The following is a 19,942-nucleotide window of genomic DNA, read 5'->3' on the forward strand; positions in this document are numbered from 1 at the left end:
GTCGTGCTGGTCGGCGGCGCCCCGCTCAACGAGGAATTCGGCAAGGCCGTCGGCGCCGACGCCTATTGCCGCGACGCGGCCGTGGCAGTCGAAACCGCCAAGGATTTCATGAAGCGCAAGCACAACGTCCGCGCTTCGGCCTGAGCTGACGAGGAGGACACAAGAGCATAAGTACGGAGCCCGTACTTATGCTCTTGCAGACGAGGCGCCGCGTAGCGCCGGCATGTCAAGACTTCAACAAGCAACAGCGATCCGCGCAGCGGATCGAATCGCCTTATTCAGACTCTTTCGCCTCTTCCTTTTTCAGGATCGGCGTGTCGGCGGTTGTATTCGCGACGCTTGCGACTGTGGTTTGCTGATTTACGCTTGCAGCTTTGGTTTGCTGATCTACGGAAGCCGTCGTTTTGTTGTGGCCGACACATTCCGCTGCGGCGCCGGATACTGAAAGGCCCAGAGCGGCGACAACTAAGAGAGCGGTCTTCATTCTATGCTCCTAGCTTCGTTGTTGAGGTACAGGGAAAGACTACCGGCATGTCGCGCATTCGAAAAGTCAACTTTTTGTGCCTGCCGTGACGATAGGGAATTGCGGATGGGTGGGACACCAAGCCTGCGCTTCGGCCTCATCTCCGCCAACTCGCATGGACAACAGACCGAACCACGCCTTGCGGCGCGGCTTTGTTGTTCCCATATATTACAAGGACTTAACGCGCATCGCTTGAACTTTCTCGATAGCGATGCGCCTTGTTGATATCCGCGGGATCAGGGATTTTGGACCGTATCCTCGACCGCGTTGGCTGTCGATTTGACGTCCCTGCCGACGCCGCGAATGGTGTTGGCGCAGGCTGAAAGCGCCAGGGCGCAAGCGAGAATGGCGACGGGTGTCAGGCGCAACAGTCTCATGGACGGTGTCTCCCTCGTTCGATAGAATCGAAACCAATAGCAACGAACCCGCTTCTATGGGCGCCATGCGAAAACTACAACCCGATCAAGGTGACAGGCTGCTCGTCATCGCTTGCGGGATGATTGCGCGCGAAATTCTGGCCGTCAAGGAACAGTTGCGGCTCGACCATCTCGACCTGACCTGCTTGCCGGCGGAGTTCCATTTCTACCCGGACCGCATCGCGCCGGCCATGGACAAGGCGATCGAAAAGGCCAAGGCGGACGGCTACAGCAACATCTTCGTCGGTTACGCCGATTGCGGCACCGGCGGCCTGCTTGACCGTATCTGCGAGAAGCATGGCGTCGAGCGCATGGCCGGGCCGCATTGCTTTGCCTTCTACCAGGGCATGGACGCCTATGCGAAAATCGCCGACGACGACATGATGTCGTTCTACATGACCGACTTCCTGTGCCGGCAGTTCGACGCCTTCTTCATGAAGCCGCTCGGCCTCGACAGGCATCCGGAGCTCATCAAGGACTATTTCGGCAACTACCAGAAGCTGGTCTATATCGCCCAGACCGACGATCCGGAACTCGACAAGGTCGCCGAAAAGGCCGCGAAAATGCTCGGCCTCGCCTATGAGCGCCGCTCGACCGGCTACGGCGATCTGACGAAGGAACTGGCCAGCGCCGCCGGACACGGCTGACCGTTCGATCAGGCCGCCCCTTCTTCCGCTGCAAGCGCGGCGAGCACAGCGGCAAACCTCGTCTTGCAGACGAAGCCCAGCCTGTCCCGCGCCCGCGAGGCGTCGTAGACACGATCGATCGAAGAAAACATCGTCCAGCCCTTTCGCGCATAGAGCGCCGGAAATTCCGGAAAATAGCGGGCGACGACGGGCGGCGCGTCAGCGATCAATGCCCCGCAATCGTCAGGCCGGAACGGCGTTGGCGCCGAGACGATGAAGATATCGAAGCCCAGTTGCGGCACCTTCTCCAGCGCCGCGACATGGGCCTCTGCGGCATCGTCCATGGTCAGCCGGCGGAACAACAGCTCATTGGCCTTGGTGTTGGCGTCCGACTGCTCGATCGCATGCGCCATGTCGTCTGCCTCGGGAAAGAACCGGGCGGTACGCAGCACGATCACCGGCAGTCCGGACTGGATGTGATAGAGGCGGCAAAGATGTTCGGCCGAAAGCTTGGTTACGCCGTAGATGTTGCGCGGCTCGGGCGACATGTCTTCCGTCAGCCAGGCGGCCTTGCGCGCACCGCCGGTGAGGCCGGCGCGTATCGCTTTCGAGATCATCAGCGAGGTCGTCGACGTGAAGACGAAGCGCTGAACGCCTGACAACACCGCCGCGTCGAGCAGGTTGAGCGTGCCGCGCACATTCGTCTCGATGAAATCCTCATTACGTTGGTGTTCGATGTCAGGCTTGTGCAGCGCGCCGCTGTGGACGATCGCCTCGATGCGGTTTTCCCTGACCATCCGCATCACCAGATCACGGTCGGCGACCGAGCCGATCATCTGCGTTTGCGGCGACGGGACCGGATCCAGCCCGATGACGTCATGGCCAAGCGCCCGCAGGCGCGGCGCGAGCGCGCTGCCCAGCCAGCCTGACGACCCCGTAAGCAAGATCCGCATCGGCAAAACCACGAGTTTTAAGCTGACCGCTGTTAAGCACGGATGACAGGCCGCCGCGAACCGGTAAGTTGGATGCCAAACGAGAAAACACGCTGTTCCAGCCGTCGCCGGTGAAACGCACCGATGATCGCTCGCCTCCTGATTGCCGCAGGCGTTTTCTGCTTCGCCCTGCCCGCGCTCGCCGATGGCGAGGTGCAGAAGCTGATCACGCCCGCCGACAAGGTGCGGCTCGACAAATATGACGAGACGCGCAAGGCAGCCCTTGATGAAGCCAGGGCCGGCGACGACGCCGAGGTCAAGCAGCTCGACGCCTTGCTGGCAAGGCCGCTGGTCGCGTTTTCCGGCAAGGACCTGGCCGGCAGCTGGCAGTGCCGCACCATCAAGGCCGGCGGACTGAGCCCGCTCGTCATCTATGGCTGGTTCAAGTGCAAGGTGAGCGACGATGGTTCGGGCTGGATGCTGGAAAAACGCACCGGTTCGCAACGCACCAAGGGCCGTTTCTTCGACGACGGCGAAAAGCGCGCGATCTATCTCGGCTCCTTCTTTGTCAACAACGATCCCGCAAAACCCTATGGCAGCGGCCCGCAAAGCGACCAGGTCGGCTATGCCTTTCGCAACAGCGCCAACGAATGGCGCATCGAGTTCCCGGCCCCCTATCACGAATCGAAGCTCGACATCCTTGAGCTCAGGCGCTGAGCCCGCTGCCCTGATACCCAGGCCGATGATCAGGGTGAACCCGGCGGTCCAAAGCGAACCCACGCGCTGGTGGTGAAGTCCTGACGCTTGGTACACACGTAGAAGGACGCGAGACGACCCCTTGCGGACCATCCCTGATGAGAGGTCAAGGGAACGTCGTGACCCTTTCGCGACCTTGGCGCGGGCGTGGTTTAAGGACAGCTGTGGGGATCTGCCGTTCGTTCCAGCGATCTGAAATTCGGCAGGGTTCAAAGACCGGACGGTTGATCCGCCTACCTCGCTAATACGCCGGCCGCTAGAAGCCCGTCGGCCACAACTTCCATGACGTTGCATAGGACCCCAGTTGTGTAAGACTGCCGGACTGTTGCCGAAGGAGCCCTCCGGCGTCTCCACCGCGGAAGTGGGACATGGACATTGAGGAGTGGCTGCGCAGCTTAGGGCTGCAGCAATACGGCACGGCCTTTCGTGAGAACAACGTCGAGGCCGAAGTGCTCCTGCGGCTGACGGCCGAGGATCTCAAGGACATCGGCGTCAGTTCGGTAGGGCACCGCCGGAAGCTTTTGGAGGCTATTGCCGAGTTGCGGGAAAGTTCCTCTGCAATCTCAGCTGAAGGTGTCAAAGCCTTGACTCAAGTCGCCGAACTTGCGTCGGCACCGGCGTCCCCAACCGGTGCCGAGCGGCGGCAACTGACCGTGATGTTCGCTGATCTGGTCGGCTCCACCGCGATTTCGGCTCGGGTCGATCCCGAGGAGATGAGTGAGATCATCCGAGGCTACCAGAATTGTTGCGCAGGCGAGATTACCCGCTTCGAGGGACACATTGCGAAATTCATGGGCGATGGTGTGCTGGCATATTTCGGCTGGCCACGAGCGCATGAAGATGATGCCGAGCGGGCGGTGCGCGCAGGCTTGGCGGTTGCCAGTTCAGTGGCGCAACTGCGGGCGCCGGATGGCAAGCCGCTTGCGGGCCGGGTGGGGATCGCGACGGGTCTCGTGGTGGTCGGTGAGCTTGTCGGCGACAAGGAAGCGCGCGAGCGGGCGGTGGTCGGCGAGACGCCGACCTTGGCCTCGCGACTGCAGGACTTGGCCCGGCCGGGCAGCGTAATTGTCGCCGAGAGCACAAGACATCTGCTGGGCGATCTGTTCGAGTTGGAGGATCTGGGACCACAGGTTCTGAAGGGCTTCGAGACGGCCTTGAAAGCCTATTCCGTCAGAGGCGAGGGCCGGGCCGAAAGCCGCTTCGAGGCATTCCACACCGGCGCGCTGACGAAGCTCGTTGGCCGCGAGCAGGAGCTGGCTCTGCTTCTGGAACGCTGGTCGCGGGCGGAGGAAGATGAAGGACAGGTGATCCTCCTCTCCGGGGAGCCGGGGATTGGCAAGTCGCGCATTGTGCGCGCCTTGCGCGAGCACTTGGCCAACGAATCGTACATCCCGCTCAGCAATTACTGCTCGCCGTACCACACCAACAGTGCGCTTTATCCGGTGGTCGGACTTTTGGAGCGGGCGGCGCATTTCGACCGTGATGACACCGCCGAGATGAAGCTCGATAAACTTGAAACTCTGCTCGCTCGGGGCGGCGAGCAGGACCGGGAGGCGGCGCAAGTACTGGCCGCTCTGCTTGCGATCCCAACCGAAACACGCTACCCACCAATCGATCTGCCGCCACAGCGCATCAAGCAACGCACGCTGGAAATCTTGGTCGAGCAGCTCGCCGGCCTAGCCAAGCAGAAGCCTGTGTTGGCCGTATACGAGGATGTGCATTGGATCGACCCTTCGACACTAGAGCTGCTGGGCCTGGTAATTGAGCGGGTCCAGCGTCTGCCGGCACTGGTTCTGATCACCTTCCGGCCGGAATTCAGCCCACCCTGGACCAGCCATGCCCATGTGACCCAGCTCTCGCTTTCTCGTCTCACGCGACGGCACGGCGCAGCCGTGGCTCTCCGCGTCACACGCGGCAAGGCGCTACCGCGCGAGGTTCTGGACCAGATCATGGCGCGAACTGACGGGGTTCCGCTATTCGTTGAGGAACTGACCAAGACAGTCCTGGAGTCAGGCCTTTTGCGGGACGTCGGCAATCATTTCGAGTTGACCGGAACTCTCCCGCCGCTGGCAATCCCGGCTACGCTGCACGACTCGCTAATGGCTCGCCTCGATCACCTGGCGCCGGTCAAGGAGGTGGCGCAGATCGGGGCTGTAATCGGCCGCGAATTCTCGCACGATCTGCTGGCCGCCGTGGCGCCGCACGACGAAGGCAAACTGCAGGACGCTTTGGCCCAGCTCTGCAGATCCGAGTTGATCTATTGCCGCGGTGCGCCGCCGGAAGCGACCTACAGCTTCAAGCATGCGCTTGTGCAGGATGCGGCGTATTCCAGCCTTCTCAAAACTCGGCGGCAGCAGATGCACGCGCGCATCGCCGCGGCTCTCGAAGAGCGTGTGGCAGCGGGTTCCGAGGCTTTGCCGGAGATCATTGCCCATCACTGCACCGAGGCAGGCCTTATCGAGCGGGCAGTCAGCTACTGGTGGCAAGCCGCGCAATCGGCGATCCAGCGCTCTGCAATTTTGGAGTCGATCGCGCACCTGGAAAATGGGCTAAGACTTGTCCGCACGCTACCTGACACTCAGGAGCGCGTCCGCCTGGAGCTGGATATGCAGGTTGCGTTGGGCACCGCCTTTATGGCGGCCAAAGGTTGGTCGTCGCCGGCCACCGCAGCGGCGTTCGCGCGAGCCGAGGAGTTGTGCGAGCGAGTGGACGACATCACTCTGCGCAGCGTGGCCGATTACGGCCGGTATCTCGTCTACCTCCTACGTGGTCAACTCGATGCTGCGCTGGCAACGACGACATCGATGCTGCGCAGGGCCGAATGCGACTGCGATCGGGCCACAATCATGATCGCACACCGGTGCGTCGGCATCACGTCGGTGCACCGGGGAGATTTTGATGCCGGACGCAAGCATATGGAGGCGTCGTTGGCGCTGTACGATCCGAACGAGCACGCTGCGCTTGCCTATCGATTCGCCTATGATCCCCGTATCGCAAACCTTTGCTATATCGCCCACGCGCTGCTGCACCTCGGTTATCCCGATCAAGCATTCGAGAAATACACCGAGTTGTTACAGGCTATAAGGCACCACCGGCACAGCCCATCCGCGGCGTTCGGCCTGTTCCAATCGGCCCTGTTTTGCACTTATTCGAGAGATCTCGGCGCGTATAAGCGCGACAGCAACTTTGGTGCGGATGAGGCCATTGTCGATGAACTGATCTCAATCAGTACGGAGCACGGTTTCTCACTTTGGCGTACAGCAGGGGTCATTCTCAAGGGTTGGGTTCTGATCCAGGCGGGTGAGTCGGATAGCGGTCTTGCTCAAATGCGTGACGGCATAGTCGAATGGCGTGGGCACGACGCTAAGCTTTTTGTGCCACGCTGGCTGCTCATGCTCGCCAGCGCCCTCAGCAGGCTTGGCAACCCACGCGCGGCACTCGACAGGATCGAGGAAGGGCTCGCATTGATCACCGAGACCAACGAGCGGTGGAACGAGACTGAGTTGCACCTCCGCAAGGGCGAACTGCTCCTGGACTTGAAGGCGGACGAGAAGGCCGAGGCTTCCTTCCTGCACGCGCTTACCGTGGCCCAACATCAACGCGCCAAGCTTTGGGAGCTGCGAGCCGCCACATCTCTTGCCCGACTCTGGGTCCAGGGAAGCGAGCGGCAAAGGGCCCACGACCTTCTCGCACCGGTTTGCGGCTGGTTCACAGAGGGCTTCGCGTCGCCGGACATCAAGGAAGCGAGGACGTTCCTCGATCTAGTAGAATCCTGATCTGCCGTTTTGGACAATCTGCTGCAGTCAACAATCTCAGGGAGGAGATGATGACGTTCCATTCACTCAGGACACGGGAAAAATTACACCCAGCTCGGATTTCGGCGGCGGTGCTGATCGCAATCACCTTGTCTGCCTTCGCGGTCGCTGCGGCGGAAGCGGCAAATGCAGCGGAAGCGGCAAAGAGATTCTTCGACGCTTACCGCGATCGGAAGGTAGACGCCATGACCACTCTTTTTACCGAGAATGCCACGTTCGTCTACGTGCCTTTCGGTGACGCTGGTTCCGGCAATGTCCTCAAAGATGGCGTGCCGTCTGGCGGACGCTGATCGATGCTTTCCCTGACCTGCGCAACGAGCTTAACACAATCTGGGAGGACAAGAGCGGTGACGTTGCCTTCGTGGATGTTCACATCGGCGGAAAGCAGACTAAGGACGTGTTTGGAATCACGAACAAAGGCAAGGAGTATTGGTTGCGCCATCTGTTCATTCTGGAAACTAACGAGGAAGGCCGGATCATCAAGATCACGAGCTTTTGGGACAACGCTACTTGGTACACTCAGCTCGGCAAGACCAGCCTAGAGTGATCGCGAGTCGCGCTCTATTGCGCTCGAATGAGCCACATAACGACCCGGCCGAAACGGCGCGATTCATCCAACCCCAGGAAGCCGCGCCGGGTCGCTCGTCCCGAAGTAGCGCGTCAAGTCCAATCACTAGATGTCTGGATTGAGTGCGGATAACGATTTCGCAAGTGAGACCACGAAGGTCTGGTATGGCGCTGCCTGTGCGTTCCAATCGGCGACACGGACGGCAGTTAACCGCCCATCGCTGCAATTCGATTTGGGTATCAACCGTTAGATTTTAGCGACTAGCACTATGTCTTTGCGGGCGCCGCGCCGCGGCCTGCCTTGGAAACAATGGTACCATCCGACGATCTCGTTCCATCGCTGGACCGGTGCAAAAACCGGCGTCTGGCAACGAGCGCCGATTTACCGGACAGCGCCCTGGCGATAAGCTTGGCACTTATGAGCGAAATCGACCACCGCACCATCATCGCCAGCCTTTCGGTCGAGGATCGTCGCGACCTCACCGCCAAACTGGACAGGCCCGGGATTGTCCGGCTGGCCGTTCACGGCGGGCTGGTTGTCGTGCTGGGTGCGCTGATCGCCGCCCGCATTCCGTTCTGGCCGGTTCTCGTGCTGCCGCAGGGAATCTTGGTCGTCTTTTTCTTCACGCTGTTGCATGAGACGATCCACGAAACGGCCTTCAGGACGCCGTGGCTCAATCGCGCCATCGCCACTGTCACCGGCTTCCTGATCCTGCTGCCGCCGGCATGGTTCCGTTATTTCCATTTCGCGCACCACCGTCACACGCACGATCCGGACAATGACCCCGAACTGATGGCTCCGAAACCGGAGACCATCGGCCAGTATGTGCGCTATCTCTCCGGAATCCCCTATTGGAGCGGCATGGCGCGCGTGATCGTCGTCAACGCCGCCGGCCGCAACCGCGACGGCTTCGTGCCGGACAAGGGCCGCGACAAGGTGATTTCGCAAGCGCGTTGGTTTCTGATCGCCTATGCGGTGCTGCTGGCAGTCTCCCTGGCCGTGCAGTCGGCGCTGCTGTTGTGGGTCTGGATTGTGCCGGTGCTCGTCGGTCAGCCGTTTTTGCGGGCCTATCTGTTGGCCGAGCACGCGCTCTGCCCGCATGTCGCCAACATGCTCGAAAACACCCGCACCACCTTTACCACAAGGCTGGTACGCTTCGTGGCGTGGAACATGCCTTACCACTCCGAGCACCATGCTTATCCGGCCGTTCCCTTTCACCGCCTGCCGCGTTTCCACCAAATTGTCGCCGAACATCTGCGCACGACCGAGCGAGGCTATATCCGCTTCCACAGGAAGCTAGTCGGCAGCTTCGATCGTCGCGCCGGCTGATCAAAACCAGGCCAAGCATCGAATATGTTCGCGTTTCCGTTGCGGCTGCCAATTGCGTCGCTTTTGAATGCGCGCGCGTCGTCCCATAACAAGCAGCCCGACAGCGCTTCCGGCAATGCTCGCACTCACTACAGCGCCGCGCATCCTATTGGACGCGCAATGGACGCTGTAGCACTTTAAGTCGGCGCATGATCCTTTCCAAAATCGATGCCGATTTTCGGGGTCATGCGCGAGGAGTAGGAAATTCATGGCCGATCTGATCGTCGTCTACTGGCGCGACATCCCCGCCCAGGTCATCGTCAAGAAGGGCCGGCAGAACGCCAAGCGCGAACTGCCGCTGCGCTTTACCGAGGCGATCGACATGTGCGCGATGCGCACCGGCGCCGGCGGCACCGACGACTACCTTGCCGAATGGCGCAAGGCCGACCCCATGCCGGTCAGCGACGATCTTGAAGGCGAGGCGGAAAAAGCCTTTCAGGACATCGACGCGAAATACGACCGCGAGCGGCTGGTCGCTCTGGTCAAGGCGGGCGGAAAAGAAGATGTCTGAAACGACCCCGGCGATTACCCAGGCCACTCTGGTCAAGAAGGCAGCGCCGAAATCCGACTACAAGCCGGCCGACGTGTCGCCGCAGCGGCGCGTGCAGCGCTCCTTCGCTGTCAGGCTGTGGTCCGTCCGCCACTCGCGACTGCTCGAATGGTTCTACGCCAGGTTCTCCGACATGTTTTTGCTCCTCCATCCGCTGTGGAAGCGCATCGGTTACGGCCGCGTCGAAGGTCCGATCAAATTCGTCGAAAAACGCGTCAAGGGTTTTATGTTCGACTGCCGCATGTGCGGCCAGTGCGTCCTTTCTTCTACCGGCATGTCGTGCCCGATGAATTGCCCCAAGCAATTGCGCAACGGCCCTTGCGGCGGTGTGCGCGCCAACGGCAATTGCGAGGTCGAGCCTGATATGCCGTGCGTCTGGGTCAAGGCCTGGGAAGGTTCACGCAATATGGTGCATGGCGACAAGATCCTCGACGTGCAGAAGCCGGTCGACCAGTCGCTGCGCGAGACCTCGGCATGGCTGCGGGTGACCGCACAGGCCGCCGCCGCCCGCGAAGCCGCGCGCAACGTTCCAAAACCTGGGGCACCGGCATGATCGGCCGCCAGCCCGACGAGAACCCGGCCGGCATCCATCTGCCGCTCGACCCCCTGCCCGGCCACACCTCGCGCGGCCGGCTGGAGCGCGTCCTGAGGCGCGGCGAATTCGCGGTGACCACCGAGCTCAACCCGCCGGACAGCGCCGATCCGGAAGACGTCTACAACCGCGCCAAAATCTTCGACGGCTGGGTCGACGCCATCAACGCCGTCGACGCCTCGGGCGCCAACTGCCACATGTCGTCGGTCGGCATCTGTGCGCTGCTGACCCGCATGGGTTATGCCCCGATCATGCAGATCGCCTGCCGCGACAGGAACCGCATCGCCATCCAGGGCGACGTGCTGGGCGGGGCGGCGATGGGCGTCGCCAACATGCTGTGCCTGACCGGCGACGGCGTGCAGGCCGGCGACCAGCCAGGCGCCAAGCCGGTATTCGATCTCGACTGCATGTCACTGCTGGAAACCTGCCGCATCATGCGCGACAATGGCAAGTTCCTGTCCGGCCGCAAGCTGACGACGCCGCCGCAGCTTTTCCTCGGCGCGGCGATCAACCCTTTCGCGCCGCCGATCGATTTCCGCCCCTACCGGCTGGGCAAGAAAATCGCCGCCGGCGCGCAATTCGTGCAGAGCCAGTACTGCTTCGACGTGCCGATGTTCCGCACCTACATGCAGCAGGTCCGCGATCTCGGTTTTACGGAAAAATGCTTCATCCTGTGCGGCGTCGGACCGCTGGCCTCGGCCAAGACCGCCAAATGGATCCGCTCAAACGTGCCGGGCATTCATATCCCCGATTCGATCGTCAAGCGGCTGGAAGGCGCCCAGGACCAGAAGAAGGAAGGCAAGCAGCTCTGCATCGATATCATCAACGAGGTGAAAGAAATTCCCGGCGTCTGCGGCGTCCATGTGATGGCCTATCGCCAGGAGGAATATGTCGCCGAGATCGTCGATGAATCGGGCGTGCTGAAGGGGCGCCAGCCCTGGAAACGCGAAATCCGCCGCGACGATCAGCTCGTCGCCGACCGGCTCGACCACATTTTGCACGACGAGATCACCGAAACGCAGGTCGACATGGTCAAGACCGCGCATTGATGGCGCGGACGCCACCATTCGCTTGATCGAAAACAGAAACGATATAAAGAAGTCTTTATATCACGAGGGAGAGATTGCATGACCCGGACGATCGTCGCCTCGGCGACACGAGAAATCATCATCGGCTTCGACCAGCCCTTCTGCGTGATCGGTGAGCGCATCAATCCAACCGGGCGCAAGAAGCTCGCGGCCGAGATGATCGCAGGCAATTTCGATACCGTCATCAGGGACGCGCTGGAACAGGCCGCCTGCGGCGCGACCATGCTCGACGTCAATGCCGGCGTCACCTCGGTCAACCCGAACGAGACAGAACCCGGCCTGCTGGTGCAGACGCTGGAAATCGTGCAGGGGCTGGTCGACCTGCCGCTGTCGATCGACAGTTCGGTGACCGCGGCGATCGAGGCGGCGCTCAGGGTCGCCAAGGGCCGTCCGCTGGTCAACTCCGTCACCGGCGAGGAAGAAAAGCTCGAAGCCATCCTGCCGCTGGTCAAGAAATACAATGTCCCGGTGGTTGCCATCTCCAACGACGAGACAGGCATTTCGATGGATCCGGATGTGCGCTTCGCCGTCGCCAAGAAGATCGTCGAGCGCTGCGCCGATTTCGGCATTCCGGCGCATGACGTGGTCGTCGACCCGCTGGTCATGCCGATCGGCGCGCTCGGCGACGCCGGCCGCCAGGTCTTTGCCCTGCTGCGCCGGCTGCGTGAAGAGCTCAAGGTCAACACCACCTGCGGCCTGTCAAACATCTCGTTCGGCCTGCCGCACCGCCACGGCATCAATGCTGCCTTCATCCCGATGGTGATCGGCGCCGGCATGACCTCGGCGATCATGAACCCGGTGCGTCCGCAAGAGATGGAAGCGGTGCGCGGCGCCAATGTGCTGAATGGCACCGACGAGAACTGCACCAACTGGATCAGGACCTACAAGGACTACAAGCCGGCCGAAGGCGGCCAGGCGATCGCGGCGCCCACGCAAGTCAATGCGCCGGGCGAAGGCAATGGCAATGGCGGTCGCCGGCGCGGGGGTCGTGAAGCCCGTATGGCCCGAGGATAAGCGCGCAATCGTGAACTCTCCTGCCAACATCACCGATCCACTCGTGCTGTTCATGCCGTCCGGCAAGCGCGGGCGGTTTCCGGTCGGCACGCCGGTGCTCGATGCCGCACGCCAGCTCGGCGTCTATGTCGAGAGCGTGTGCGGTGGACGCGCCACCTGCGGGCGCTGCCAGGTCGAGGTGCAGGAAGGCAATTTCGCCAAGCACAAGATCGTCTCTTCCAACGACCACATCTCGCCCAAGGGCGCCAAGGAGGAACGCTACGAACGCGTGCGCGGCCTTCCCGAACGGCGCCGCCTGTCCTGCTCGGCGCAGATCCTCGGCGATCTCGTCGTGGATGTGCCGCAGGACACGGTCATCAACGCCCAGACCATTCGCAAGGATGCCGACACCAGGGTCATTGCCCGCGATTCGGCAATCCACATGTGCTATGTCGAGATCGAAGAGCCCGACATGCACAATCCATCAGGCGATCTCGATCGCCTGAAGATCGCGCTGATGAAGGACTGGGGGCTCAACAGCCTCGATTTCGATTTCCATCTGCTGCCGCAGGTGCAAGGCATCCTGCGCAAAGGCAACTGGACCGCGACCGCCGCCATCCACAAGGATGCCGACAGCGAGACCGCGCGGGTCATCTCGTTGTGGCCCGGCCTCAAGAACGAGGCCTACGGGCTTGCCTGCGATATCGGCTCGACCACCATCGCCATGCATCTGGTGTCGCTGCTGTCGGGCCGCGTCGCCGCCTCGTCAGGCACGTCGAACCCGCAGATCCGCTTCGGCGAGGATCTGATGAGCCGCGTTTCCTATGTGATGATGAACCCGGACGGCCGCGAAGGCATGACGGTCGCGGTGCGCGAGGCGATCTCGGGTCTCGTCGACAAGGTTTGCGCGGAAGGCAACGTCCAGCGCAACGACATCCTGGATTGCGTCTTCGTCGGCAATCCGATCATGCACCATCTGTTCCTCGGCATCGACCCGACCGAACTCGGCGGCGCGCCCTTCGCGCTGGCCGTCTCGGGCGCCGTGCACATCAAGGCGTCGGATATCGGCCTGAAGCTCAACCAGGGCGCCAGGCTCTACATGCTGCCTTGCATCGCCGGCCATGTCGGCGCCGACGCGGCTGCGGTGACGCTGTCGGAAGGCCCGCACCGCCAGGACGAGATGATGCTGATCGTCGATGTCGGCACCAATGCCGAGATCGTGCTCGGCAATCGCCAGCGGGTCGTGGCGGCCTCCTCGCCCACCGGTCCGGCCTTCGAGGGCGCGGAAATCTCCGGCGGCCAGCGCGCTGCGCCCGGCGCCATCGAGCGCGTCCGCATCGATCCCGACACGCTGGAGCCGAAATACCGCGTCATCGGCTCGGAACTGTGGTCCGACGAGCCCGGCTTCCTCGACAGCGTCCAGGCAACCGGCGTCACCGGCATCTGCGGCTCCGGCATCATCGAGGTGGTCGCCGAGATGTACCTGGCCGGCATCATCTCCGAGGACGGCGTCGTCGACGGTGGGCTCTGCGCCCGCTCGCCGCGCGTCACCGCCAATGGCCGCACCTTCTCCTACGTGCTGAAGGACGGCGAGCCGAGGATCACCATCACCCAGACCGACGTGCGCGCCATCCAACTCGCCAAGGCGGCCCTCTACGCCGGCACCAAGCTGTTGATGGAAAAGCAGCACACCGATCATGTCGACCGCATCCACTTCGCCGGTGCCTTCGGCTCCTTTATCGATCCGAAATACGCCATGGTGCTGGGACTGATTCCCGACTGCGATCTCGATAAGGTCTCGGCCGTCGGCAACGCCGCCGGTGCCGGTGCGCGCATGGCGCTGCTCAATCGCGGCTATCGCCGCGAGATCGAGGAAACAGTGAGCCGGATCGAGAAGATCGAGACGGCGCTGGAGCCGAGATTCCAGGAGCATTTCGTCTATGCCATGGCGCTGCCGAACAAGATCGACCCGTTCCCGAAACTATCGGCGGCGGTGAAGCTGCCGCCGCGCAAGACCGTGAGCGAGGACGGCATTGCCGGCGATGCCGCCCCACGGCGTCGTTCGCGCGAAGGCCACGCCGCCCGACGCGGCCGGGGGTAGCATCCCGCTGCTATAGGCTGCACTCACCCTCATTCTCATTTGCATGCATATGTTTCCGGATCAGCCCAAACAGAAACAAGGCGCTGTTTTCGCGAAATCCACCCGATACACACGCGGCGCATTTAACCGGCATCGAACGGCAGGCAGGAAATAACTTTCAGCCGCCGCAGCACTCCAAGGGAGATGAAGATGTCGATGTTCGAAAGCCTCGGCCGCTTTGGTACGGCTATCAAGCATGCGCACAACAGGAACAGGTCGGTCCGGGCCATGAACAGCCTGCCGCCCGAAATTCAGAAGGATATCGGCTGGCCCGTGTCGCCGCGCAACGACCCGCAGGTCACCTTCTCGGCCCTGCATCTGGGTTCGGCGCGCTGATGACCTTCGCCGACAAATGCAAGCTGCTGGCCAAGCGCCGGAACCGTCATCCGGCTCCGGCAGCAAGCGACCGTCGGCTGCGCGCCGTACTGCTGCCCAGGCGCTGAGCGATGCTGCGCTGGCCTTGATTGCCAGCCAGATCACAGGGCCGTGTTGAGACCGCGCAAATCTTGACATTCTGGGCGAAGGCACGATCTTCGATTGCGAGGGGTTCTCTTAGTCGGCTCAGCCGAAGTCCGTGTGTCCGCATGCCCAGTATCAAAAGCCACGTCGTTTCCTTCGTGCTCAGGTATAGCCGCAAGAAAGCCTTTTCCAGCCCGGAAAACCTGCAGCGCTGGATCGCCTATGCCCGCAAGACGGAGAACCATCAGCCGCCCGCATCGCTGCATCAGCGTTTCGAGATCGCGACGCGCAGCGTGGACGGCTTTCCCGTGTACGAGATCGCGCCGAAGACCGGCGAGAGAAAGCGGATCCTCTACCTGCATGGCGGCGCCTATGTCTTTCAAATCACGTCTTATCACTGGGGACTGATCGCCGATATGGCCGATCGGCTGGGCTTCGGCATCACCGTGCCGATCTATCCCATTGCTCCCGAACACGATTTCCACGCCATGTTCGGCATGGTCGGCAAGGTCTACCGTCAGATGCTCGACGAAACGGAAGCGCAGGACATCGTGTTCATTGGCGATTCCGCCGGCGGCAACATGGCCGTGGTGCTGACCATGATGGCCGCGGAAGCCGACCTGCCATTGCCGTCGCGCCATGTGCTGATTTCGCCCGGGCTCGATCTGTCGCTCGCCAACCCCGAAGTGTTCGAGGCGGAACGCTACGATCCGTGGCTGGGAATTCCTGGCGGGCTGGAGGCAGTCCGGCTCTACAGTGCCGGCATAGATCCCAGCGACTGGCGCATCAGTCCGCTTTACGGTGACCTCTCGGTGTTGCCGAAAACGCTGCTTTTGACCGGTTCGCGCGACATGCTGACCCCCGACAATCTGATCTTCGCGCAAAAGGCCCGTGCCGCCGGTGTCGCGATAGAGGTTGTGCACGAGCAAGGCATGTTCCATGCTTGGCCGCTGATCGACATGCCAGAAGCGCGGCGCGCGCGGGACAGCATCGTGACGTTTTTAGCCAGCGACACCGAAAGCTATCATGCCAATGCCGGCGAATTGGCACTGCAAAGGACAGGTCGTGAAGTCTCCACTCACAACCTGTCTGCGCCGTCGAAGTCCTGAAATCAAAACTTTCCGGTTTCTTTGAACACTTCGAAGGTCGCGCGGATGTGATCGGCAACGGCTTTCACTGGCGCGCTGGCGTCCGGCGCCACGACCATGGCCAGATTGTAGGTGCCGATGTCGGGCATGCCGTCCTTCGGGCAAAGCTCGACCATGTCGCTGCCGAGGAACGATTTCGGCAGCGGCGCCACCGCGAGGTCGGACATGATTGCGGCGCGCTGGCCGGCGGTGTGCGCACTCATATAGGCGACGCGGTAGTTGCGGCCCTCACGCCCAAGCGCCTCGAGGGCGCCTGCCCGCCAGGCGCAGCCCTCTTCCCACAATGACACCGGCAGCGGTTCGCGCAGATGCGCGCAGCCGCCCTTGGCGCCGGCCCAGACGATCGGTTCGGTGAGCAGCACTTCGGCGCCGAGCGCGCTGGTCTTGTAGGAATTGGTGAGAAGCGTGATGTCGAGCGCCCGGTCGTCCATGCGCCGACGCAGATTGACGCTCTGGTCGATGGTCACGTCGACGGCGATCGAAGGATGCGACTGTGCAAAACGCTTCAGCACATGCGGCAGCACGCGCTCGCCATAGTCATCAGGCGAGCCGAGCCGCACCACCCCGACAATGTCGGGGATGATGAACTTCGACACCACCTCGCGGTTGATCGACAACAGCCGGCGAGCGTAGCCGAGCAGCATCTCGCCATCCGTGGTCAGCGTCACCGAGCGCGCGTCGCGCGCAAACACCGAGCGGCCGAGAATGTCCTCCAGCTTCTTGATCTGCATGGAGACGGCCGACGGCGTGCGGAAGACAGCACTGGCAGCGGTGGTGAAACTGCCGGTCTCGGCGATCGCCACAAAAGTGCGCAAGACGTCGAGATCGAGCAGCGGCAACGGATGATTGAGTGGGGCGTTCATCGGGATCGACCTTCAATTTTTCTGATGCAAACTATCATTCCATTTCGTTTGATTGAACATCATTTTGGGAGGATAGTCAACTCCATCGAAGGCGGACGGCAATGACACTGATCTGCAATCGACACGAAATGAAGCTGAAACAAACCGGGTGTAGCGCTTGGTCCGCCGAGCGACCGGCACCCCGGCCCAAACTTAAAGGAGAAGTAAAAATGTCTATCCTGTCATCCATCGGCCGCATCGCGGCCGAATTCAGCGCGGCCCGCGCCCGCTACCAGACCGAACGCGCCATCCACTCTCTGCCGATCGAACTGCAGAAGGATATCGGCTGGCCTGAAGCCGCCGACACCAAGACCGGCACTCGCCACGGCGTTGGATCCTGGGCTGGCGGAGCAAAATAGATCGTGTGTATCAAAAGCTGAAGGCCTGCCGCACAGACCATGTCCGGCAGGCCTTTTTATTTGCAGCCATTTCCGAGCCATCCCGTCGTTGCATGGTGCCTATGACCGGGCCGCATAGCAGCTCAAATTTTGAACTAACGCCTTGTAAGTGATCATTAATCTGGCGGAATGCCCAAATACGTCGCATGCCGTGTCGCTTTTCCTATCAAGTGCTTCGCTTTTGCGATTTAGTTTCCCTTCACGTAAGCCTATATCAGCGCCAGCCAACGAGCTGCCCCACTCCATCACGCGAAGGCGACCCGTCTGAGCAACCGAATGGAGATGATGATGAAGCTTTTTGCCCGCCTTTTTGCTCGCCGTGAAATGAGCCTGACGACCGCGCTCGAGCGCCAGCGCCTTGCCAACACCATGCCGGGCCAGACCGGCGCCGTGGCCGCCGCACGCCTCGGCTTCGTCGCCTGATCTGCCAAGCTCGCAAGCAGCGCTCGCTGCTGCTTTGAAGTTGATCACAGCGCCGCTTCGGTTCGCCGAGGCGGCGTGCCTGGTCATGCCCCGACCACATGCGGCCTATGCTTAATCCGGCAGCATGTCGGGTCCGCCATCGCATAGCGATTGCCCATTTGCGACCCATGTCGCAAATAAAGTCTTTCCGTTGCCGCCTAGCCGATTGACAGGAAAAGTTTTTCCTGATGTCGCTATGCTGATCGCGACATCCTGTTCGCGCCATTGCAGCGTGAGGGTTACCCTGTGAACGTCGTAAATCATCCGATCAGGCGATCGTTTGTATTCTTCCTGGTCCCCGATTTTACCATGATCGCCTTTGCAACGGCGCTCGATCCGTTGCGGTCGGCCAACCGGATGCTCGGCTACGAGGCCTACCGCTGGCGGCTCGCCAGCATCGACGGCAAGCCAGTGCGCGCCTCGAACGGCGTCGAATGCGCCGTCGACACCTCGCTGGAGGACGAACGCAAGAAGATGTCCGGCTCCGAACGGCCGAACATGGCGGTCGTTTGCAGCGGCATCAATGTCGAGCGCTACCAGAACAAATCGGCCTTCGCCTGGCTGCGCGAGGAATACAATCGCGGCGTCGCCATCGGCGGCCTGTGCACCGGCGCTCATATACTGGCCGCCGCCGGCCTGTTGTCCAACAAGCGCTGCGCCATTCATTGGGAGAACCTGCCGGGCTTCTCCGAAGCCTTCCCGAAGGCCAATGTCTTTGCCGACCTCTTCGAGATCGACCAGAACATCTACACCTGTGCCGGCGGCACAGCAGCGCTCGATATGATGCTGAAGCTGATCGGCGACGATTTCGACGACAATCTGGTTAACCGGGTCTGCGAGCAGGTCTTGACTGACCGCGTGCGTAGCCCGACCGATCGCCAGCGCCTGCCGCTGCGCGCACGCCTTGGCGTGCAGAACTCCAAGGTGCTGACCATCATCGAATTGATGGAATCAAACCTGTCCGAGCCGCTGTCGTTGATCGAGATCGCCGACCATGTCGACCTGTCACGCCGGCAGATCGAGCGCCTGTTCCGCACCGAAATGGGACGATCCCCTGCCCGCTACTATCTGGAGATCCGCCTCGACCGGGCCCGGCACTTGCTGATCCAATCATCGCTGCCGGTGGTCGAAGTGGCGGTCGCTTGCGGCTTCGTCTCCGCCTCGCATTTCTCCAAATGCTACCGCGAACTCTATGCGCGCTCGCCGCAGCAGGAGCGCGTCGATCGCAAGCAGTTGCTGGCCGCGTAGACAAGGCAACATCTTGCACGCGTACCTCTGGCGGACGGCGATTGAAGTCTAGCGGGTGTCGAACATCCAGCTTCGGTCGCGCCACATCTTCTCGCCGACCTGGCAGTCGGTGGCCAGCTTGTCCTGCGCCAGCACCACCGGCGGATGCGCCGCTTCTTCCGCCGCCCATTGCGGTGAGGCAGCCCCGGCAAGCTCAAGCACCAGCTTGCGGCGGATCGCTTCGGGAAACTGCGTCCACTCATTGACCGGGATCATGAACGCCCCGGGCCCGCCGATGACGCAGTCGGTGTAATAGCGGTCGAGATAGTTGACGTCGTAGACGCTGGTGAAGCCGCCCCGGGTCATCAGCGGCAGGCCGTTGATGGTAATGCCTTGCCTGACCAGTTCGTCACGGATGATGTCGACGGGAGCACCTTGATTGTTGGGGCCATCGCCTGAAATGTCGATGACGCGCTTGACGCCCTGGAAGCCGCTCTCGGCGAAGAGATCGCTGCTGAATTGCAAGGCTCCGGAAATCGAGGTGCGCCGGGCGCTGTTGGGCGCATGGGCGGAGAGCTGTTCGACCACCCGCTCGGCGTCGGCACGATTGGCGATCACCGTCCACGGCACGATGATGTGCTGCCAGGTCGTGCCGGCCCATTCGACATAGGTGACGGCAATCTTGCCGTAGGCGCCGTCGGCGATGGCCTGCAGGACCGTGTCATGCGTCAGTGCCGCGACATAGCCGCGACGCTGGATTTCGAGTTCGGCCGGCGACATCGACAGCGAAACGTCGACCGCCAGCACCAGTTCGACGTCGACGGGTTCGGCAGCGCGGGAGTCCGGCGCCTGGACGAGCATCAGCACCAGCGCGGCGGCGCCTGAGAGGAGATGTCCTGCGCGAGGAAAAGCAGACATGCCGCAAGGTAAGCGAAAATCGTCACGCCACAAAGCGAAAAGCCGGGCGCCGGGCCAATGC

General features: G+C 61.8%; 21 protein-coding genes and 1 pseudogene. 17 read left to right on the forward strand and 5 right to left on the reverse strand.

Annotated features, from left to right (window positions below):
- Positions 1-144: pseudogene (locus AC0L3H_RS30600) on the forward strand (cobalamin-binding protein); the annotation flags it as partial.
- Between the two features lie 130 nt (positions 145-274).
- Here the strand turns inward: AC0L3H_RS30600 and AC0L3H_RS30605 are convergent.
- Both AC0L3H_RS30605 and AC0L3H_RS30610 read right to left on the reverse strand, forming a co-directional pair.
- Positions 275-484, reverse strand: coding sequence for a hypothetical protein (locus AC0L3H_RS30605; protein ID WP_473491325.1), 210 nt, complete (start codon positions 482-484; stop codon positions 275-277).
- Positions 485-759: 275 nt separating this feature from the next.
- Positions 760-900 carry an EncA/B family entericidin gene (locus tag AC0L3H_RS30610; RefSeq protein ID WP_473491323.1) on the reverse strand — a complete coding sequence of 47 codons (141 nt, stop codon included), beginning with the start codon at positions 898-900 and terminating at the stop codon, positions 760-762.
- Positions 901-956: 56 nt separating this feature from the next.
- Between AC0L3H_RS30610 and AC0L3H_RS30615 the strand changes: the two genes are divergently transcribed.
- Entirely contained in the window at positions 957-1,586 is a 630-nt protein-coding gene (locus tag AC0L3H_RS30615; RefSeq protein WP_473587957.1) for a DUF1638 domain-containing protein, read from the forward strand.
- A gap of 8 nt (positions 1,587-1,594) precedes the next feature.
- On the opposite strand, the gene AC0L3H_RS30620 is transcribed toward AC0L3H_RS30615, so the two are convergent.
- A complete protein-coding gene (locus AC0L3H_RS30620; protein WP_473587958.1) occupies positions 1,595-2,518 on the reverse strand; it encodes an NAD-dependent epimerase/dehydratase family protein in 924 nt (307 codons plus the stop codon).
- Between the two features lie 123 nt (positions 2,519-2,641).
- Here AC0L3H_RS30620 and AC0L3H_RS30625 point away from each other — a divergent pair, with 123 nt between their 5' ends.
- The 12 genes from AC0L3H_RS30625 to AC0L3H_RS30680 all read left to right on the forward strand — a co-directional run bounded on the left by AC0L3H_RS30625 (position 2,642) and on the right by AC0L3H_RS30680 (position 15,935).
- Positions 2,642-3,214 (forward strand): DUF4893 domain-containing protein, encoded by a 573-nt coding sequence (locus AC0L3H_RS30625; RefSeq protein WP_473587959.1) that lies wholly within the window; start codon positions 2,642-2,644, stop codon positions 3,212-3,214.
- Positions 3,215-3,621: 407 nt separating this feature from the next.
- On the forward strand, positions 3,622-7,029 hold the full coding sequence (locus AC0L3H_RS30630) for an AAA family ATPase (RefSeq protein ID WP_473587960.1): 3,408 nt from the start codon (positions 3,622-3,624) through the stop codon (positions 7,027-7,029).
- A gap of 47 nt (positions 7,030-7,076) precedes the next feature.
- Positions 7,077-7,358, forward strand: a complete 282-nt coding sequence (locus AC0L3H_RS30635) for a hypothetical protein (RefSeq protein ID WP_473587961.1) — start codon at positions 7,077-7,079, stop codon at positions 7,356-7,358.
- Between the two features lie 17 nt (positions 7,359-7,375).
- The gene (locus tag AC0L3H_RS30640; RefSeq protein WP_473587974.1) at positions 7,376-7,615 is read left to right on the forward strand and encodes a nuclear transport factor 2-like protein; all 240 of its coding nucleotides are present in this window, start codon (positions 7,376-7,378) and stop codon (positions 7,613-7,615) included.
- A 438-nt stretch (positions 7,616-8,053) separates the two neighbouring features.
- Positions 8,054-8,965: a fatty acid desaturase gene (locus AC0L3H_RS30645; RefSeq protein ID WP_473491312.1), complete on the forward strand. Its 912-nt coding sequence runs from the start codon at positions 8,054-8,056 to the stop codon at positions 8,963-8,965.
- A gap of 247 nt (positions 8,966-9,212) precedes the next feature.
- The gene (locus tag AC0L3H_RS30650; protein ID WP_128173850.1) at positions 9,213-9,515 is read left to right on the forward strand and encodes a virulence factor; all 303 of its coding nucleotides are present in this window, start codon (positions 9,213-9,215) and stop codon (positions 9,513-9,515) included.
- Positions 9,508-10,107 (forward strand): methylenetetrahydrofolate reductase C-terminal domain-containing protein, encoded by a 600-nt coding sequence (locus AC0L3H_RS30655; RefSeq protein WP_027154500.1) that lies wholly within the window; start codon positions 9,508-9,510, stop codon positions 10,105-10,107. Before AC0L3H_RS30650 ends, AC0L3H_RS30655 begins: the two co-directional genes overlap by 8 nt.
- Positions 10,104-11,195 (forward strand): methylenetetrahydrofolate reductase, encoded by a 1,092-nt coding sequence (locus AC0L3H_RS30660; protein ID WP_027154501.1) that lies wholly within the window; start codon positions 10,104-10,106, stop codon positions 11,193-11,195. Before AC0L3H_RS30655 ends, AC0L3H_RS30660 begins: the two co-directional genes overlap by 4 nt.
- A 78-nt stretch (positions 11,196-11,273) precedes the next feature.
- Positions 11,274-12,248, forward strand: coding sequence for a methyltetrahydrofolate cobalamin methyltransferase (locus tag AC0L3H_RS30665; RefSeq protein ID WP_023798928.1), 975 nt, complete (start codon positions 11,274-11,276; stop codon positions 12,246-12,248).
- Positions 12,199-14,328 (forward strand): ASKHA domain-containing protein, encoded by a 2,130-nt coding sequence (locus AC0L3H_RS30670; RefSeq protein ID WP_473587975.1) that lies wholly within the window; start codon positions 12,199-12,201, stop codon positions 14,326-14,328. Before AC0L3H_RS30665 ends, AC0L3H_RS30670 begins: the two co-directional genes overlap by 50 nt.
- A gap of 189 nt (positions 14,329-14,517) precedes the next feature.
- Positions 14,518-14,703 carry a hypothetical protein gene (locus AC0L3H_RS30675; RefSeq protein ID WP_473587962.1) on the forward strand — a complete coding sequence of 62 codons (186 nt, stop codon included), beginning with the start codon at positions 14,518-14,520 and terminating at the stop codon, positions 14,701-14,703.
- Between the two features lie 248 nt (positions 14,704-14,951).
- Positions 14,952-15,935, forward strand: coding sequence for an alpha/beta hydrolase (locus tag AC0L3H_RS30680; protein ID WP_473511600.1), 984 nt, complete (start codon positions 14,952-14,954; stop codon positions 15,933-15,935).
- Positions 15,936-15,937: 2 nt separating this feature from the next.
- On the opposite strand, the gene AC0L3H_RS30685 is transcribed toward AC0L3H_RS30680, so the two are convergent.
- Positions 15,938-16,837 (reverse strand): LysR substrate-binding domain-containing protein, encoded by a 900-nt coding sequence (locus AC0L3H_RS30685; RefSeq protein WP_023798923.1) that lies wholly within the window; start codon positions 16,835-16,837, stop codon positions 15,938-15,940.
- Positions 16,838-17,046: 209 nt separating this feature from the next.
- Between AC0L3H_RS30685 and AC0L3H_RS30690 the strand changes: the two genes are divergently transcribed.
- The 3 genes from AC0L3H_RS30690 to AC0L3H_RS30700 all read left to right on the forward strand — a co-directional run bounded on the left by AC0L3H_RS30690 (position 17,047) and on the right by AC0L3H_RS30700 (position 18,984).
- Positions 17,047-17,235, forward strand: coding sequence for a hypothetical protein (locus tag AC0L3H_RS30690; RefSeq protein WP_473587963.1), 189 nt, complete (start codon positions 17,047-17,049; stop codon positions 17,233-17,235).
- Positions 17,236-17,550: 315 nt separating this feature from the next.
- Positions 17,551-17,697: a hypothetical protein gene (locus tag AC0L3H_RS30695; protein ID WP_198032808.1), complete on the forward strand. Its 147-nt coding sequence runs from the start codon at positions 17,551-17,553 to the stop codon at positions 17,695-17,697.
- 348 nt (positions 17,698-18,045) lie between these two features.
- Positions 18,046-18,984, forward strand: coding sequence for a GlxA family transcriptional regulator (locus AC0L3H_RS30700; RefSeq protein WP_473587976.1), 939 nt, complete (start codon positions 18,046-18,048; stop codon positions 18,982-18,984).
- 48 nt (positions 18,985-19,032) lie between these two features.
- On the opposite strand, the gene AC0L3H_RS30705 is transcribed toward AC0L3H_RS30700, so the two are convergent.
- Positions 19,033-19,881: a DUF1194 domain-containing protein gene (locus AC0L3H_RS30705; RefSeq protein WP_473587964.1), complete on the reverse strand. Its 849-nt coding sequence runs from the start codon at positions 19,879-19,881 to the stop codon at positions 19,033-19,035.
- Positions 19,882-19,942 lie beyond the last annotated feature (61 nt).

The sequence above is a fragment of the Mesorhizobium sp. WSM4816 genome, assembly GCF_055811535.1.